The sequence below is a fragment of the Halobaculum sp. D14 genome (genome assembly GCF_051195135.1).
Taxonomy (GTDB): Archaea; Halobacteriota; Halobacteria; order Halobacteriales; family Haloferacaceae; genus JBNTKA01.
Genome location: NZ_JBNTKA010000001.1, coordinates 1,015,720 through 1,032,438 on the forward strand (window position 1 = coordinate 1,015,720; position 16,719 = coordinate 1,032,438).

Genomic DNA, 16,719 nt, shown 5'->3' on the forward strand with positions numbered 1-16,719 from the left:
GTTCGGGGTCCGCAGTTCAGCGACTCAGGCTCGCCTCAGGAGCCTCTAAACACCCGTTTCGAGCCGCTGACCGGGGGAACGGACTTGCGACGGAGACGTCACATCGTCGGGAGTTGCCGGCGCGGGAGGCGTCGCTGTCGTGCTGCAGGAACAGGAGGGTCGGCATCGAAGCGGCTCCGAGCGGGGGCTGTCCGGCGACGCTGCCGGGCTAGCGTTCCTCCTCGTCCTCCTCGTCCTCTTCGGTCATGACGACCTCGATGACGTCCAGCGGGACGTCGCGGAGCGCGCCGCCGATTTCGCTCTTCGCGATGCGGGTGGCGTGCTCCTCGCTGTCGGCGTTGAAGATCTCGATTTCGAGGACGAGCCCGACCAGCGCGGTCGACGCCGCGATGAACGCCGAGTCGAACGGCTCGCCGCAGGCCGGACACGGCGTCGCACCGACCTCGACTTCCACGTACTCTTTGTCCTCCTCGTTGAGGCGCCGCCCCGCCTCGCTGACCGCGACGCCGATGGCGTCGTCGATGTCTTCGACGTCACGAACCAGCCAGGCCGCTTCCAGCGCGACGAGGTAGTTGCTCATGGGCGATTTGACGAGCCGCGGGGGTTCCAACCTTGTGGTTCGCGTCTCCCACCGTGACGGCGTGGCACGCTGACCGGGCGGCGCGGCCGGCCCGTCCGCGTCAACCCCGGCTGGTCGCCGCGCCGGGAGGAACGGGGACGACATCTGCGGCTTTCTCGTAAGTTACGAGGATTACCCGTGTGTGCGCCGTCGAACCCCCGATTCTCGAAGCGGAGGTTTGCAGCGACGGCCGCCGCGACGCCGAACGCGGGAAACCGCAGTACGTCGGACGAATACCCGGATTCCGACGACCCGGTACAGTTATATACGGCGACGGGTTTCGACGCAGGTACGCAATGACCGCGCTGCACGTCAGACGGGCCGCCCGCCACACCGGGCTGTTCGCGCTCCACCAGCTCACCGTCCTCGCGGGAATCCTGCTGTTCCCGCTCGCGCTGCTCGGCCGCCGCGCAGGGGTCGTCGTCCCGCTCAGCCGCGTCGTCGACCGCATCCACGCCGCATACGCCGCGTACGCGTCCGAGGACGCCGAGACCGACGGATAGCGTCGACGTTCACCGAGTTCCCGAAGGAATGGCTTTATCAGCGGCGCCGCCTAACCGTGTGGTAATGCGACCATCGAGCGACCTCGGCGACGCCGACCCGCTGCGTGGTGACGAGACGGTGTTCGGGCCGGAACTCGGCGAGTTCCCGAACGCCGACCAGCGGGCGCAGGCCATGGAGGACGGAGACGCGATGAAAACCGGGACGACGACGGTCGGTATCCGCACCGAAGACGGCGTCGTGCTCGCGACCGACATGCGCGCCTCCCTCGGCCGCATGGTGTCCTCGAAGGACGTCCAGAAGGTGGAGCAGGTCCACCCGACCGGCGCGCTCACCATCGCCGGCTCCGTCTCCGCCGCCCAGAACCTGATTCAGACGCTGAAAGCGGAGACGAACCTCTACGAGGCTCGCCGCGGCAAGGACATGAGCATGCAGGCGCTCTCGACGCTCACCGGGAACCTGCTCCGCTCCGGCGCCTTCTACATCGTCCAGCCCATCCTCGGCGGCGTCGACGACGACGGCACGCACGTCTACTCCATCGACGCGGCCGGCGGCATGACCGAAGAGGAGTACACCGTCACCGGTTCCGGCAGCCAGTACGCGCTCGGTGTGCTCGAACAGGAGTACGACGACGACCTCACCGTCGACGACGCGAAAACCGTCGCCGCCCGCGCCATCGAGTCCGCGGTCGAACGCGACCTCGCCTCCGGCAACGGCATCAACGTCGCCGTCGTCACCGAGGAGGGCGTCGAGGTCACGAAACACAAGGACTTCGGCGACCTGCTCGCCGAGTAACGCCGACCGCCGACCGACCCGGCCGGGTTCTCCGTCCGCTTCCGCTTCGCGACCTTTTTTCACGCCGCGAAGCCGCGGCTCCGTCCGCGAGTCAGTTCCGGCCGCCGGGGGTCACCACTCGCCGAAGTGGCCGTCGACCAGCGACTCGGTCTGCCGGCCGATGTACTCGCGCTGCATCCCGGTGACGGCGTCGGCGAAGTCGGCGCCGTCGTCGAGCCGCTCGCGCACCTCGTCGACTTTCCAGCTCGCAGGCGTGACGCCGTTCTCGGCGCGGTACCGCAGCGGTTCGAGGTAGCGTTCGGCTTCCGCCTCCGAACAGCCGGCGTCCTCCAGCCCCGCCTCGGCGTGCGAGAGGACGTCGTCGAATATCTCGTCGCTGTCCCCGGTTTCGGCGCCGTCGGTCGTTATCCAGTCGAGGTCGGCGTCGACGCCGTCCTCGACGGCGCTGTAGAAGTTCTCCTCGGCGACGCCCCAGTCGAGGTCCCACACCGGGTGTCGCCGCCGCGGCAGGCTCTCCATGAGGCCGGCGAACGCCGCGAGAAACGCGACCGAGTCGCGGACGGTCGGCTGGCCGGGGAGCGGCCGGAACTCGATGCGGGCGTTCGCCGCAGACCGGGTCGCGCCGTCGAACACCGGCCGCACCCACCGCCAGTACGTCCCGTGTTTGGTGCGGAGCGTCGCGAACGCGTCGTCGAACCGGTCGCCGCCGTCCACCGGCATCGGGACGACCGTGTCGTCGGCGGCGACGCGGTCGACCGCCTGCTCGACGGTGTCGAGGTCGCGCGGGAACCGGACCTTCTCGCTGCCCGGCTGGTTCAGAACGGACTCGAAGACGGCGACGCGGTTCTCCTGCCAGCCGTCCCGGAGCACGTCCTCGGCGGTCGCATCGGCGGCGTACAGGTCCGGCGGGAAAAACGGGCTGTTGACGCCGAGCGCGAGCAGCGGCGCGGCGACGCGCAGCGCGAAGTTGTGGTACACCGGGATGTCCTCGGCGTTCGGGAGCTGGTAGTGCGGCTGAATCGACGTGATGAGGCTCTCCGGCATCACGGTCTCGGCGGTCAGGTCGACGTGCGGCGCCTCCACGGAGAACCGGTCTGCGGACTCCTCGCCGTTCGCCATCGCGTGGTACCGGACGGCGTCGCTCATGTTCGTCGCGACGCGGACGCCGTCGTCGCTGATGCTGTCGGCGAGGTAGTCGCGCGCGGACTCGCCGACCGGCGGCACCGTCCACATCGCGTCCGACACCAGCCGCATCCCCTCGGCGCTCGTCGTGTCCAGCGCCGCCGCGAGCCGCGCGCGGACCTCGGACACCTGCGCGCGCAGCCCGTCGGGGTTGAGCGGCTGCGGACTCGTCGTCATCTCGGCGTTGTGCAAGCCGAGCTCCTTTTCGAACCCGATGAGTTCGAGGAGGCGACGCGGCACCCGGGTGAGCGCGTACGGCTCCGCGGAGCCGTTGTCGGCGCCGCGCCACCGCCCCTCGGAGACGGCGTAGAACTCGTACTCCAGCCCGACGATGGACTGGTGGTTGTCGAACGTCCCCTCGTGCAGCTCCGACTTCACCGTCTCGGCGTCAGCCTCCGCCCGCTGACGGAACGCCTCCGCGTCGACGTCCAGCACGTCGTCGACGCGGTCCGCCAGGTCGGCGTCACTGTCGGCCATACCCCTCTCTGGCGCGGGCGACTCCTTGAAGCCGTCGGGCGGCAGTCACCGCGCTGACGAGTCCGCGTCTCGCCGCCGCCGGACGTGAAACGTGTCGGCGCACCGCCTCGAATATCGGCCGACTCCCCCGGTGACGGAACGACTAAGTTACCGACTACGGAACCGCCGCCATGAATTCGCTCGGCCTCGTCCAGGGCGGCGCCTGCCCGTTCAGCGGCCGCGGCCGCGCCGAAGACCGCTACGCGACGGAGTTCTTCTCGCTGAAGGCCGACCTCGCGGCGCACGTCTGCGACCAGTGGTTCGTGCTCTCGGAACGCCACGGCGTCGTCGCGCCCGACGAGGAAGTCGACGGCGTCGACCGCGCGTTCACCGACCTGCAGCCCGGCGAGCAGGCGCGCTGGGCGATGGACGTCGTCAGCGACGTGGCGTCTCGCGTCCGGAAACGGGAGTACGAGCGCGTCCACGTTTTCGCCGACCGGCCGATGCGGGAGGCGCTGAAAGAGCGCGGCGGAATGCTGAGCCGCGTCTCGGCGGCCGGCGCGGAAACCACGGAGCCGCTCGCCGGCATCGGCGGCCAGGACCGACAGGAGCAGTGGCTCCGCGAGCAGCTCGACATCCGCCGCGGCGACGACGCCGAGGAGGCGCCGGACCCCGCGGCGGAGTGGAGCGACTGACCGCGCCGAGCCGGAGGGAACTGGGCCAGTCGGGCCAGACCCTGACGCCGCCATCGACGCCGCCCTGACCCTGACGCAGACACCGGTGCCGACGCCGACATCGACCCCGACGCCAACGCCGACATCGACGCCGATACAGTCACCGGTGCCGACGCCGAGTCGGCGGACTTATTCGCGGCGACGGACTCCCGTCAGGCATGCAATTCGCCTCGTTCGCCGAGCGTGCCGACGACGTCGAGGCCGAGGACGCCGACCTCGCCACGGTCGAACGGGTCGCGGCGCTGCTCGCCGACGCCGACGAGGACCTCGCCACGGTCGCCCGGTTCCTGCAGGGCCGCGTCTTCCCGGGGTGGGACACCCGGAAACTCGCGGTCGGCCCGGCGCTGTGTTACGAGGCCATCGCCCGCGCCGCCGGCCCGAACGTCACCGCCGCCGACGTCGAAGACCGGCTCGCGGAGCGGGGCGAAATCGGCGCGGTTGCCGCGAGCTACGACTTCGGCGGCCAGACCGGGCTCGCAGCGTTCGGCTCGGGCGACTCGGCGGACGACCTCACCGTCGCCGAGGTGTACGAGACGCTGACCGACGTCGCGGCCGCGGAGGGCGCGGGCAGCGAGGACACCCGCCGCGACGTGCTGTTCGGGCTGTTCAACCGCGCGTCGCCGACGGAGGCGAAGTACCTCGCGCGGCTCTTGCTCGGCGAGATGCGTATCGGCGTCGGCGAAGGGTCGATTCGCGACGCGACCGCCGCGGCGTTCCTCGACGCGGCAGTCGTGACGCCGGCGGACGAGCGGGCAGAGGACGACGACACCGACGAACTGGTCGCGGCGGTCGAGCGGGCGCTGCAGGTGACGAACGACTACGGCCGCGTCGCCGAAATCGCCCGTGACGACGGCGTCGACGGGCTCCGGGCCGTGTCGCTGACGGTCGGCCGCCCGGTCCGCGCGATGCTCGCACAGGCCGGCACGGTGACCGACGCGCTCGACGCGTGGGACGAGGCGGCCGTCGAGACGAAGTACGACGGCGCACGCGTCCAGCTCCACGTCGACGGCGACGACGTCTCCGTGTTCTCGCGCAACATGGAGGACGTCACCGACGCGCTCCCGGAGCTCGTCGAGCACGCCCGCGAGCACGTGTCGGTGCCCGCGATCATCGACGGCGAGGCGGTCGCGGTCGACGACGACGGCGACCCGCTGCCGTTCCAGGAGATTCTGCGGCGGTTCCGCCGGAAACACGACGTCGACCGGATGCGCGAAAAGGTGACGGTCGAACTCCGGGCGTTCGACTGCCTGCACGCCGACGGCACCGACCTGCTCGACGCGCCGCTCGTCGAGCGGCACGACCGGCTCACCGACGTGCTCGACGTCGGCGTCTCCGAACTGCTCGTCTCCGACGACACCGCCGAAATCGAGGGGTTCGAGGCGGACGCGCTCGCCGCCGGCCACGAGGGCATCATGCTGAAAGACCCGGCGTCGACGTACTCGCCGGGGAAGCGCGGCCGGAACTGGCTGAAGCGGAAGCCCGACGTCGAGACGCTCGACCTCGCCGTCACCGGCGCGGAGTGGGGCGAGGGCCGCCGCGCGAACGTCTTCGGGACGTTTCTGCTGTCCGCCCGCGACGCGGACGCCGACGGCGACGACGCCTTCGAGACCATCGGGAAGGTCGCGACCGGCATCACCGACGAGCAGCTCGTCGAGCTCACCGAGCGGCTGGAGCCGCACGTCGTCGCCGAGGACGGCACCGACGTCGACGTCCGGCCGGCGGTGGTGTTCGAGGTCGGCTACGAGGAGATTCAGGCGTCGCCGACGTACAGCTCCGGGTACGCGCTCCGATTCCCGCGGTTCGTCGAGGTGCGCGAGGACAAAGACGCCGCCGAGGCGGACACGATGGAGCGCGTCGAACGGCTCGCCGAACAGCAGTGACGCGGCGCGACCGCGACGCTCGCCACGGCAGGCCGGCGGCCGGCGACTGAACCGAGGCGAGTGGCAAGACACTTCGCCGCGCCCGCGAAACCGTCGGCCATGAACGTCCGCCGCTTCGTCGCCGCCTACCCGGTGCCGGTCGTGCTGACGCTCGCTTTCGCCGTCGCCGTCGTCGCGACAGCCGTGTCGGCCGCGGCGGGGGCGGCCGGGGATGCGCTCCGGTTCGGCGCGCTCGCCGCCGTCCTGTTCGTGTTCGCCGCCGGGTTCTGGCTCGGCCCCGCCGAGGAGCGGTACCTGTAAACCGGGCCGCGACCCAGCACCGACCATGACGGTGCACCACGACGGGCTCGACGTGACGTGGTACGGCTACGCGACGGCGCGGCTGGAAACCGACGACGGATTCGTCGCGTACGTCGACCCGGGCCGATACGGCGTCCTCACCGGGGAGTGGACGCCGCCGGGCGGCGGCGACCCGACGGAGGCGGCGCATCCGCGCGCCACCGACCACCGACCGATGGACGCCGACCTGGTCTGCGTCACCCACGACCACCACTACGACTCCGACGGCGTGGAGCGCGTCGCGGCCGACGACGCCACCGTCGTCGCCTTCGACGGCATCGACGCCGCCGGAATCGACCGCGACGTCCGGCCGCTGGCGGACCTGCCGTTCGACGTCGTCCGAGTCGGCGACGCGGACCACGTCGCCGTCGGCGACGCCGACGTCTGGACGGTGCCGGCGCACAACGACCCGGACGGGCCGCACGCGGACCGCGACGGTTCCGTGCCGCATCCACCCGGCACCGGCGTCGGCTTCCGGCTGGCGCTCGGCGGCACCTCCGTCTTCTGGCCCGGCGACTCCGACGCGCTCGACGCGTTCGCCGAACTGGACGTGTCGCTGTTCCTCGCGAACATCGCCGGCTCCGTCTGCATGAACGAGCGGGAGGCGGCCGACCTCGCCGAACGGATGCAGCCGGACCTCGTCCTGCCGATTCACTACAACACGCTCGAACTGCTCGAAGCCGACTCAGCGGCGTTCGCCGCGGACGTCGCGAAACGCGGGATTCCGGTCGTCCTCGACGAGTCGACGTAACGCGACGGACCAGCCGGAACGGCGCGGGCAGAGTGGAAAACCGAGGGGGCCCGGCCGACGGAGGCCGGCCGAATCGGTGCGGCGCTGGCCGCTTAGAGGACGCCCATTTCGGTGAGCCGCTCGGGCAGGTAGGTGTCGGTCACGAAGTCGAGGCCCTGCGCGGCGAGCGCCTGCTGCTCCGCCTTCTTGTTGATGTCGAGTTGGAGTTCGATCTGTTCCTCCCAGTAGTCCGTCTTGAACCGCGGGTCCTCCAGTTCGGACTCCAGCGCGTTCACGTCCGAGTCGGACAGCGGGTCGGTCGGCAGTTCGTAGTCCACGATGTCCTGCGGCCGGATGCCGACGAACTGCGCCTCCGGCGTCGCCAGGTACTCAGAGAGGTGCGCGGACTTGATGGAGCCGTACGCGACGGAGCCGAAGATGCGGTACGACCACGGGTCGCCGTCAGTGAACACGACGACCGGCAGGTCGAGTTCGTCGTGCAGCCGCTTCGTGATGCGGCGAGTGGCGCGCGCCGGCTGGCCGCCGAGGTGGACGACCAGCGCGTTGTAGTCCGTGTCGAACCCGTTTTCGACGAGGCGGTCGCGCATCCCGCCGGTCTCCACGCAGAGGACGAACTCGGCGTCGTTCTCCAGGAACTCGATGGTGTCGGGGTTGTTCGGAATCTGGTAGCCGCCCTGCCCGACATCCTCTTGGCAGTGGATCTCGCGGTCGCCACGCCGGGTCTGCTCGCGGAGCAGCAACGGCCCCATCACCTTCGCACCGGACTCCTCGGGCCGCATGTGGAAGTCCTCGCGGCTGACCTCAGAGACGATTTCGAGGTCCTCGACGAGCTGGTTCGACTCGTCTTGCGTGTTGAACTGCGCCTCCTCGGAGTCCCACGACTCCGAGAGGTAGTACAGTTCACGCAGCGTGGACGAGCGGTCCTCGTCGAGCTGCTGGGCCAGGAACTCGACGGTGTACACCGCCTTCAGCAGCTTCCTGGCGCCGCGGACGGAGTTCGCCGACCGCGACGACGTCCGGTCGCCGTACACCCAGACGCCGGCGTCCTCGTCGAAGACGATGTTGCTCTTCGTCCGGGTCGGCAGCGTCATCTCGGGGATGTCGCCCTGGTCGAACTGTTCGTAGAACTCCTCGGCGAGTTCGATGAGCCGGTCGCGCGCTTCTTCGTCGGTCAGGTTCGTGTTGAGGTCGCTGTCAGTGCTCATGTTAGGCGTTCACCGTGAGTTTCTCCGTTTCGACGCCGTCGACGTTCACGTCGAAGTCGGCGTCGGCCGACACCGCGTATTCGAGGACCGCTTCGTCGCCGCCGGAGACCGAGGGGTTCCACTTCACGAACCACTCGCCGTCGAGGTCGACGACGGTGGCGTCGTCGGGGACGTCGGTCGGTTCGGCGGAGACGATGTCCGTCACGTCGAGTTCTTCGGTCCGGTCCGAGTGGTTCTCGACGACCAGCCGCACCGTCTCGCCGTCGCGTTCGCGTTCGACGGAGACGTTGTTCATGATGCGCGCCATCGCGGCGTCGATGTCGGGGCGGTCCCGGCCGCACACCTCCGACACCTTGTCGGCCATCTCCGGGAGGATGCGGCCGAGGACGTCCTGTTTCTCCCGGCGCTTCTGCATCGACCGGCGCTTGTTCAGGTACGACTTCAGGTCGCGGGCGGCCTCGCGAATCGCCAGTTCGATTTCGTCTTCGATGGCGGGGATGTTCGCGAGCGCGTCCTTCGACTCGGAGGTGAACGGGACGTTCGTGGAGGCGACGTGAATCATGATGACCGCCGGCCCGGTCGGCATCCCGGAGCCGCCGGGCTGGTCGAGCCCGTAGTTCCGCCAGCCGATGGACTTCACGACGTCGGTGGTGGCGCAGGCGCCGCGCTGGTAGACCAGCGGGACGCGGTTCGCGAACCGGAGCAGTTCGACCTGCCCCTCGGCGTCGATGTCGCCGCCGTAGGCGATGCCGGCCTCCACGATGAACGGGTCGCCGCCGTGCACCTCGGCGTCCCGGGTCGCCGCCGCGTAGAAGTCCGCGTCGAACTCCTTTTTCAGCCCGGCCTCGACCAGTTCGTCGGTGATGGGGGCGAGACAGTCGGTCGGCGGCGCGAGGATGTCGGTTTCGCGCATCGCCTCGAGCAGCGCGGAGGCGGTGTCGCGGTCGCCGGCGACCTCCCGGACCTTCGGGACTTCGCGGTCGACCGTCACCATCCGGCTCCACAGCGCGTCGACGACGTTCTCGCGGGCGGTGTCGCCGAACGTGACGTCGTCGAACTCCTCGGTGTCGTCGGCCGCCTCGTCGACGTAGCCGCGGAGCGTCCGCAGCGTCGCGTGGTGGTGGTCGTCGCCGTTCGCGAACCGCCGGGCGAGCCGCTCGGCGACGCCGTGGACGGCCGCGTCGTCCTTCCGCGTCGACGTCGCGTCGTCGACGAGTTCGTACAGCGCCGGCGTGAGCCGGTCGACGCCGTCACCGTCGTCGGACGCTTCGCCGTCGGGGTCGTAAGCGGTGAGTTCGGCCCACGCCGCCTCGACGGCGTTCTCGCGGACGGTGTCCCCGAACGTGACGCCGTGTCGCTCCTCGGCGGCGTCGGCGACGTTGTCGACGATGGAGACCAGTTCGCCGTGCGCGGTGCGCTCGCGGGCGCCGAGCGTGTCGGCGAGTTCGTCCGCGAAGAACGCCGTCGCCTCCGCGCCCTTGTTCGAGACCGCCTCCGAGACGGCGTCGCGGACGGCGTCCTCGTCGGCGGGCCAGCCGAGCGCCCGGCCGAAGTGCCGGTCGCGGAAACTGTCACACACCTTGTCGGCGGTCTTCTTGCCGACGCGCGTGAACTCCTCTTGGAGGAACCCGGACACCGAGTACGACTCGGTCGCGTCGAGCATCTTGATGAGCGTCCCGAGTTCGACGCCGTGGGGGTGCGGCCGGATCTCCTCGGTCTCGTCGGGGAGCTGGTCGGTGCCGCGCTCGAACTTCATCGGTTCGTCCAGCCCCGGTTCGCGGAGTTCGAGCCGGGCGTGCGGGTTCACGACGGCGGTGTGTTTGACGTAGTCGTGAAGCTGGCTGCGCGCCCGCATGTTCCCCTCCATCTCCATCTCGATGCGGGTGCCGTGCGGCCGGTCCCACGACGTCGTCTCGTCGACGCTGATCTCGGGTTCGTTCGTGTCCGTGTCGATGATGAGTTCGTAGTACTGTGCGTCGGATTCGCCCTTCGGCCGGCTCGTCACTTTCGCGGGCTTCCCGGAGGTGAGCTGAGAGTAGAGGACGGCGGCGGAGATACCGATTCCCTGCTGACCGCGGCTCTGCTCGCGGGCGTGAAACCGCGAGCCGTACAGCAGCTTCCCGAACACCTTCGGGAGCGACTCCTTGGTGATGCCGGGGCCGTTGTCCTCGACGACGAGCCGGTAGTAGTCGCCGACCTCCTGAATCTCGACGTAGATGTCGGGGCGAATCCCGGCTTCCTCGCAGGCGTCGAGGGCGTTGTCGACCGCCTCCTTGACGGCGGTGACCAGCCCGCGGGCGCCCGAGTCGAAGCCGAGCATGTGCTTGTTCTTCTCGAAGAACTCGGCGATGGAGATCTCGCGCTGGCTCTCGGCCAGCTCGTCGGCGATCCCGGGCTCGTCGCCGATTGTCGACTGGAACGACGTCATTCTGGTGGGTATGCGTATCCGGCCGGGGCATAAAACGGTGTCCACGGCGAGGTGAAAGTGAAAACCGCCGGGAAGCGGCCCGATTCGACCGCCGCAGACGGCGAATTCGTCCCGGAGAATCGTCCGGCGCGTTCGGTCCGCGGCGGTCGCGGCTCCGCGGCCGCGGTCGTGTCGGTCTGCTGACTCGCTTCGCGCGCGCGTGGGAGGACTTATATGTGGGGCCGCGCTAATCCGAGTAAGGTTCCTATGTCAGACTCAGGGGAGAGTGAGTACGGCGCCGGGCAGATTCAGGTCCTCGAAGGCCTGCAAGCCGTCCGCAAACGTCCGGCGATGTACATCGGTTCTACGGATTCTCGCGGCCTCCATCATCTGGTCTACGAGGTCGTCGACAACTCCATCGACGAAGCGCTCGCCGGCTACTGTGACGACATCGACGTCACGATCCACGACGACGACTCCGTCAGCGTCTCCGACGACGGACGCGGCATCCCGGTCGACACCCACGAGAAGTACGACCGGCCCGCGCTCGAAGTCATCATGACGGTGCTGCACGCCGGCGGCAAGTTCGACAACAAGTCGTACCAGGTGTCCGGCGGCCTCCACGGCGTCGGCGTCTCCGTCGTGAACGCACTCAGCGCCGAACTGACAGTCGAAGTGAAACGCGACGGCGCCGTGTGGCGACACCGCTTCGAGCAGGGCGAACCGCAGCCCGACGGCTTCGAACGGGTCCGCGACATGGAGCCGGACGAGGAGACCGGGACGTCGATGCGGTTCTGGCCCGACGACGAGATCTTCGAGACGACGGAGTTCTCGTTCGACACGCTCGCGACGCGGCTCCGCGAACTCGCGTTCCTCAACAGCGGCGTCAACATCTCGCTGCGCGACGAACGCGACGGCACCGAGGAGACGTACCACTACGAGGGCGGCATCCGCGAGTTCGTCGAGTACCTCAACGAGACGCGGACGCCGCTGCACCGCGAAGTCGTCTACTTCGATGCCGCAGAGGAGGTCGACGACGGCACCGTCACCGTCGAGGTGGCGATGCAGGCGACCGACGAACTGCAGGGGTCGGTGCACGCGTTCGCCAACAACATCAACACCCGCGAGGGCGGCACGCACCTCACCGGGTTCAAGACGGCGCTCACCCGCGTCGTCAACGACTACGCGAACGAACACGGCCTCATCGGCGACATCGACGGCAACCTCAAGGGCGAGGACGTCCGCGAGGGGCTCACCGCCGTCATCTCCGTGAAACACCCCGACCCGCAGTTCGAGGGGCAGACGAAGACGAAACTCGGCAACAGCGAGGTCCGCGGCGTCGTCGAGTCCGCGGTCCACGAACACCTCGGGACGTACTTCGAAGAGCACCCGGACGTCGCGGAAGCCATCGTCGACAAGGCGGCGGAGGCGGCGCGCGCACGGAAAGCCGCGAAGAAAGCCGAAGAGCTGACGCGGCGGAAGTCCGCGCTCGAATCCACGGCGCTGCCCGGGAAACTCGCGGACTGTCAGTCCCGCGACCCCGAGGAGTCCGAGCTGTTCATCGTGGAGGGCGACTCCGCCGGCGGCTCCACGAAGCAGGCGCGGAACCCGGAGAACCAGGCGGTGCTCCCCATCCGCGGGAAGGTGCTGAACGTCGAGAAGCACCGGCTCGACCGGGTGCTGGAGAACGACCAGATTCGGAACATCGTCACCGCCATCGGCACCGGCATCGGCGACGAGTTCGACATCGAGGACGCCCGCTACCACAAGATCATCATGGCGACCGACGCCGACGTCGACGGCGCGCACATCCGGACGCTGCTGTTGACGTTCTTCTACCGGCACATGCGGCCGCTGCTCGAAGCCGGCTACATCTACGCGACGAAGCCGCCGCTGTACCGCATCCGGTACCGCGGCGACACGTACGACGCGATGACCGAAGCGGAGCGCGAACGCATCATCGAGGAGAAGTGCGACGGCAACCCGACGCGCGTCCAGCGGTTCAAGGGGCTCGGCGAGATGAACCCGGAGCAGCTCTGGCAGACCACGATGAACCCGGAGAACCGCATCCTGAAACAGATCGACATCGAGGACGCCGCGGCGGCCGACCGCATGTTCAACGTCCTGATGGGCGACTCGGTGGAGCCGCGGAAACAGTTCATCAAGGACCACGCTCCGGAGGCGGAGTGGGTGGACATCTGAGGTGATTCGATGAGTTCAGACGCACCTGACGCGAACGACGACGTCGCGGCGGCGCGAGTAGAGCACGTCCGCATCGAAGACGAGATGGAGCAGTCGTACATCGACTACGCGATGTCCGTCATCGCGGGCCGGGCGCTCCCGGACGTCCGTGACGGCCTGAAGCCGGTGCATCGCCGCATCCTGTACGCGATGCACGAGATGGGCGTCACGTCGAACACGAGCCACCGGAAGTCCTCCTCCATCGTCGGGGAGACGATGGGTGATTACCACCCGCACGGCGACTCCGCCATCTACGACACGCTCGTCGGGATGGCCCAGGAGTTCTCGATGCGGTACCCGCTCGTCGACGGCCAGGGGAACTTCGGGTCGATGGACGGCGACCCGGCGGCGGCGATGCGGTACACGGAGGCGCGGATGTCGAGCATCTCCGAGGAGCTGCTCGCGGACATCGACCGCGACACCGTCGACTTCTCCGCGAACTACGACGACCGGCTCGAAGAGCCGGACGTGCTGCCGGCGGCGTACCCGAACCTGCTGGTGAACGGCTCGACCGGCATCGCGGTCGGCATGTCGACGAAGGTGCCGCCGCACAACCTCGGTGAGGTCGTCGACGCCACCATCGAACTCATCGACGACCCCGACGCCTCCGTCTCGGACCTGATGAAACACGTCAAGGGGCCGGACTTCCCGACCGGCGCCAACATCGTCGGCCGCAACGCGGTCCGGCAGGCGTACTCGACGGGCCGCGGCCGCATCCGCGTCCGCGCCGAGTTCGACGTCGAGGAGTTCGGGAACGACCGCGAACGCATCGTCATCACGGAGCTGCCGTACCAGGAGAACAAGGCGCGCATCGTCGAACGCATCGCAGAAGACGTCAACGAGGGCGTCATCGAGGGCGTCTCCGACCTGCGCGACGAGTCCGACCGCGACGGCGTCCGCGTCGTCGTCGAACTGAAGCGCGGCGCGAACGTCGAGGTCGTGAAGAACCAGCTGCTCGAACACCACCTCGAATCCACGTTCGGCGTCATCAACCTCGCGCTCGTGGACGGCCAGCCGAAGGTGCTGACGCTGAAAGAGACGCTGGAGCACTACATCGACCACCGGAAGGAGGTCGTGACGCGGCGCTCCGAGCACGAACTCGACGAGATGGAGGACCGCGCGCACATCCTCGAAGGCAGGCTGAAGGCGCTCGAAAACGTCGAGGACGTCGTCGAGACCATCCGGAACAGCGAGGACCGCGACGAGGCGCGCGCCGCGCTCCGCGACCGGTTCGAGTTCAGCGAGGCGCAGTCCGAACACATCGTCCGGATGCAGCTCGGGTCGCTGACGTCGATGGAGGCCGCCGAAATCGAGTCGGAGTACGAGGAGGTGCAGGCGCGCATCGAGCGGCTCGAAGAGATTCTCGGCTCCGAGTCCGAACTGCTCGAGGTCATCAAGTCGGAGCTCCGCGAAATCAAGTCGGAGTACGACGACGACCGCCGCACCGGGTTCGTCGAGGACACCGGGACGGTCACCCACGAAGACCTCATCCCGGAGGAGGAGACGGTCGTCGTCGTCTCCGAGGACGACTACATCAAGCGGATGCCGGCCGCCGAGTTCACCGCGCAGAACCGCGGCGGGAAAGGCATCATCGGCGCCGACCTGAAGGAGGGCGACCGGGTGTCGTCGGTGTTCCTCGCGTCGACGCACGACTACCTGCTCTGTTTCACCACCCACGGCCAGGTGTACCAGCTGAAGACGTACCAGGTGCCGGAGATGGGCCGGACCGCCCGCGGGAAGTCCGCCGTGAACGTCCTCGACCTCGACGAGGGCGAGGAGATCACGTCGGTCGTGAACTGCGACGACCTCGACGAGGACGACTACCTGACGATGGTGACCCGCGGCGGCTACGTGAAACGCACCACCGGCGACAACTTCGACAACATCCTCTCGACCGGCATCCGCGCCATCAAACTGGAGGACGGCGACGCGCTCGCCGACGTCGAAGTCACGGACGGCAGCCACGACCTCGTCATCGGGACCCGTGGCGGCATGGCGATTCGGTTCGACGAGTCCGAGGTTCGGCCGATGGGGCGGTCTGCGCGCGGCGTCCGCGGCATCGACCTGGAGGGCGACGACCGGGTCGCCGGCGTCGCCGCGGTCGACCCGGACGCGCACGACTGGGTGCTGACCGTCACGAAGAACGGCTACGGGAAACGCACCGAACTCGCCGAGTACCGGACGCAGAGCCGGAACGGGAAGGGGCTCATCGACATCAAGACGAACGACCGGAACGGCCCGGCGTGCGCCATCGAGGCGGTGTCGAGCGGCGACCACCTGTTCGTGATGAGCGAGGCCGGCCAGATTATGCGGACCCGCGTCGAGGACCTCTCGACGGTCGGCCGTAACACGATGGGCGTCACCGTGATGGACGTCGAGGCTGGCGACAAGGTCGCCGCCGTCGACGTGCTTCCGTCCGACCGTGTCGCCGCCGACAACCAGCAGTCCGGCGACGACGAGTAACCCCGACGCCGCAGAACCCTCCGTCTTCTCCGCACCGCCACGTCACTGCGGCGCGCCGCCTACCGAACCGGCGTCGTCGCGTCCGCGTTCGCGGCTGCGTCCGCGTCTGCGTCGCCGACGCGGCTACAGGATTCGTTTTCCGAACGCGGACGCCGCGAGTTCGGTGGCGAGCTCCGCGGTTTCGTTGTGCTGGTCGAGCACCGGGTTCACTTCGACCAGCTCCATCGACCGGAGGACGTCGGCGTCCGCGACGCGCTCCATCGCGTAGTGGGCTTCGCGGTAGGTGACGCCGCCGCGGACCGCGGTGCCGACGCCCGGCGCGATGCTCGGGTCGAGCCAGTCGAGGTCGAGGCTGACGTGGACGCCGTCGACGCCGTCGGCGGCGACGCCGAGCGCGGCTTCGACGACCTCGGTGATGCCGCGCTCGTCGATGTCGCTCATCGTGTACGCCGTCATCTCGGAGTCGCGGATGGCGTCGCGCTCGGCCGAATCGAGCGACCGGAGGCCGACGTAGACGACGTTCTCCTCGCGGAGGCCGTCGGCGTTCGCCCAGTCGACGCCGGCCCACTCCGCGTAGCCGAGCGCCGCGGCGAGCGGCATCCCGTGGACGTTCCCCGACGGCGACGTCGTCGGCGTGTTGTAGTCGCCGTGCGCGTCGAACCAGACGGCGCCGACGTCGGCGTCGCGGGCCGACCCGCGGAGCGACCCGATGGCGATGCTGTGGTCGCCGCCGAGGACGAGCGGCCGGTCGCCCGCGGCGATGGCGTCGGCGACCTCGTCGGCGAGCCGGTCCGTCACCGCCTCGATTTCGCGGAGGAACTTCGCGTTCCCCTCGGCGGGCATCCGGTAGTCCGGGTCGCGCTCCTCGGCGCGCGGCACCGGCAGGTCGCCGGCGTCCACGCAGTCGATGCCGGCGTCTTCGAGCGCCGACGAGAGCCCGCCGTACCGGATTGCCGACGGCCCCATGTCGACGCCGCGGCGGTCCTGGCCGTAGTCCGTCGGCGCGCCGATGACGCGGACCCGTCCGCCGCCTCCGTCGTGTCCGTCGTCTCCATCGCGTCCGTCGTCTCCGTCGTGTCGGCCACCTTCGTCGCGTCCGCCGTCGGTCGTTGCTGCGGCGTCGCTGCTGTCGGTCATGGCCGAGGG

General features: G+C 69.2%; 13 protein-coding genes. 8 read left to right on the forward strand and 5 right to left on the reverse strand.

Annotation, left to right across the window (positions count from 1 at the left end):
* Nucleotides 1–208 precede the first annotated feature (208 nt).
* Nucleotides 209–580 (reverse strand): DUF555 domain-containing protein, encoded by a 372-nt coding sequence (locus ACQUST_RS05260; RefSeq protein ID WP_435125821.1) that lies wholly within the window; start codon nt 578–580, stop codon nt 209–211.
* A gap of 335 nt (nt 581–915) precedes the next feature.
* Between ACQUST_RS05260 and ACQUST_RS05265 the strand changes: the two genes are divergently transcribed.
* Nucleotides 916–1,122: a hypothetical protein gene (locus ACQUST_RS05265; RefSeq protein WP_435125824.1), complete on the forward strand. Its 207-nt coding sequence runs from the start codon at nt 916–918 to the stop codon at nt 1,120–1,122.
* Nucleotides 1,123–1,186: 64 nt separating this feature from the next.
* A complete protein-coding gene (gene psmB, locus ACQUST_RS05270; RefSeq protein ID WP_435125826.1) occupies nt 1,187–1,915 on the forward strand; it encodes an archaeal proteasome endopeptidase complex subunit beta in 729 nt (242 codons plus the stop codon).
* Between the two features lie 111 nt (nt 1,916–2,026).
* Here psmB and ACQUST_RS05275 read toward each other — a convergent pair whose 3' ends face one another.
* Nucleotides 2,027–3,574 carry a hypothetical protein gene (locus ACQUST_RS05275; protein ID WP_435125827.1) on the reverse strand — a complete coding sequence of 516 codons (1,548 nt, stop codon included), beginning with the start codon at nt 3,572–3,574 and terminating at the stop codon, nt 2,027–2,029.
* A gap of 170 nt (nt 3,575–3,744) precedes the next feature.
* Here ACQUST_RS05275 and ACQUST_RS05280 point away from each other — a divergent pair, with 170 nt between their 5' ends.
* From ACQUST_RS05280 to ACQUST_RS05295, 4 genes are all read left to right on the forward strand, one after another.
* Complete coding sequence (locus ACQUST_RS05280) at nt 3,745–4,248, forward strand: DUF6884 domain-containing protein (protein ID WP_435125830.1); 504 nt, start codon at nt 3,745–3,747, stop codon at nt 4,246–4,248.
* Nucleotides 4,249–4,445: 197 nt separating this feature from the next.
* Nucleotides 4,446–6,167, forward strand: a complete 1,722-nt coding sequence (gene ligA / locus ACQUST_RS05285; protein WP_435125833.1) for an ATP-dependent DNA ligase LigA — start codon at nt 4,446–4,448, stop codon at nt 6,165–6,167.
* A gap of 99 nt (nt 6,168–6,266) precedes the next feature.
* Complete coding sequence (locus ACQUST_RS05290; RefSeq protein WP_435125836.1) at nt 6,267–6,467, forward strand: hypothetical protein; 201 nt, start codon at nt 6,267–6,269, stop codon at nt 6,465–6,467.
* A 25-nt stretch (nt 6,468–6,492) separates the two neighbouring features.
* Entirely contained in the window at nt 6,493–7,257 is a 765-nt protein-coding gene (locus ACQUST_RS05295) for an MBL fold metallo-hydrolase (RefSeq protein WP_435125839.1), read from the forward strand.
* Nucleotides 7,258–7,349: 92 nt separating this feature from the next.
* Here ACQUST_RS05295 and ACQUST_RS05300 read toward each other — a convergent pair whose 3' ends face one another.
* Both ACQUST_RS05300 and ACQUST_RS05305 read right to left on the reverse strand, forming a co-directional pair.
* On the reverse strand, nt 7,350–8,462 hold the full coding sequence (locus tag ACQUST_RS05300) for a DNA topoisomerase IV subunit A (protein ID WP_435125840.1): 1,113 nt from the start codon (nt 8,460–8,462) through the stop codon (nt 7,350–7,352).
* A 1-nt stretch (nt 8,463) separates the two neighbouring features.
* Nucleotides 8,464–10,890 (reverse strand): DNA topoisomerase VI subunit B, encoded by a 2,427-nt coding sequence (locus tag ACQUST_RS05305; protein WP_435125842.1) that lies wholly within the window; start codon nt 10,888–10,890, stop codon nt 8,464–8,466.
* A 246-nt stretch (nt 10,891–11,136) separates the two neighbouring features.
* On the opposite strand from ACQUST_RS05305, the gene gyrB reads away from it, so the two are divergent.
* Both gyrB and gyrA read left to right on the forward strand, forming a co-directional pair.
* Nucleotides 11,137–13,071, forward strand: coding sequence for a DNA topoisomerase (ATP-hydrolyzing) subunit B (gyrB, locus tag ACQUST_RS05310; protein ID WP_435125844.1), 1,935 nt, complete (start codon nt 11,137–11,139; stop codon nt 13,069–13,071).
* Between the two features lie 9 nt (nt 13,072–13,080).
* The gene (gene gyrA, locus ACQUST_RS05315) at nt 13,081–15,573 is read left to right on the forward strand and encodes a DNA gyrase subunit A (protein ID WP_435125847.1); all 2,493 of its coding nucleotides are present in this window, start codon (nt 13,081–13,083) and stop codon (nt 15,571–15,573) included.
* A gap of 123 nt (nt 15,574–15,696) precedes the next feature.
* Here the strand turns inward: gyrA and rocF are convergent, their stop codons facing one another.
* Entirely contained in the window at nt 15,697–16,710 is a 1,014-nt protein-coding gene (gene rocF / locus ACQUST_RS05320; protein ID WP_435125850.1) for an arginase, read from the reverse strand.
* Between the last annotated feature and the right edge of the window lie 9 nt (nt 16,711–16,719).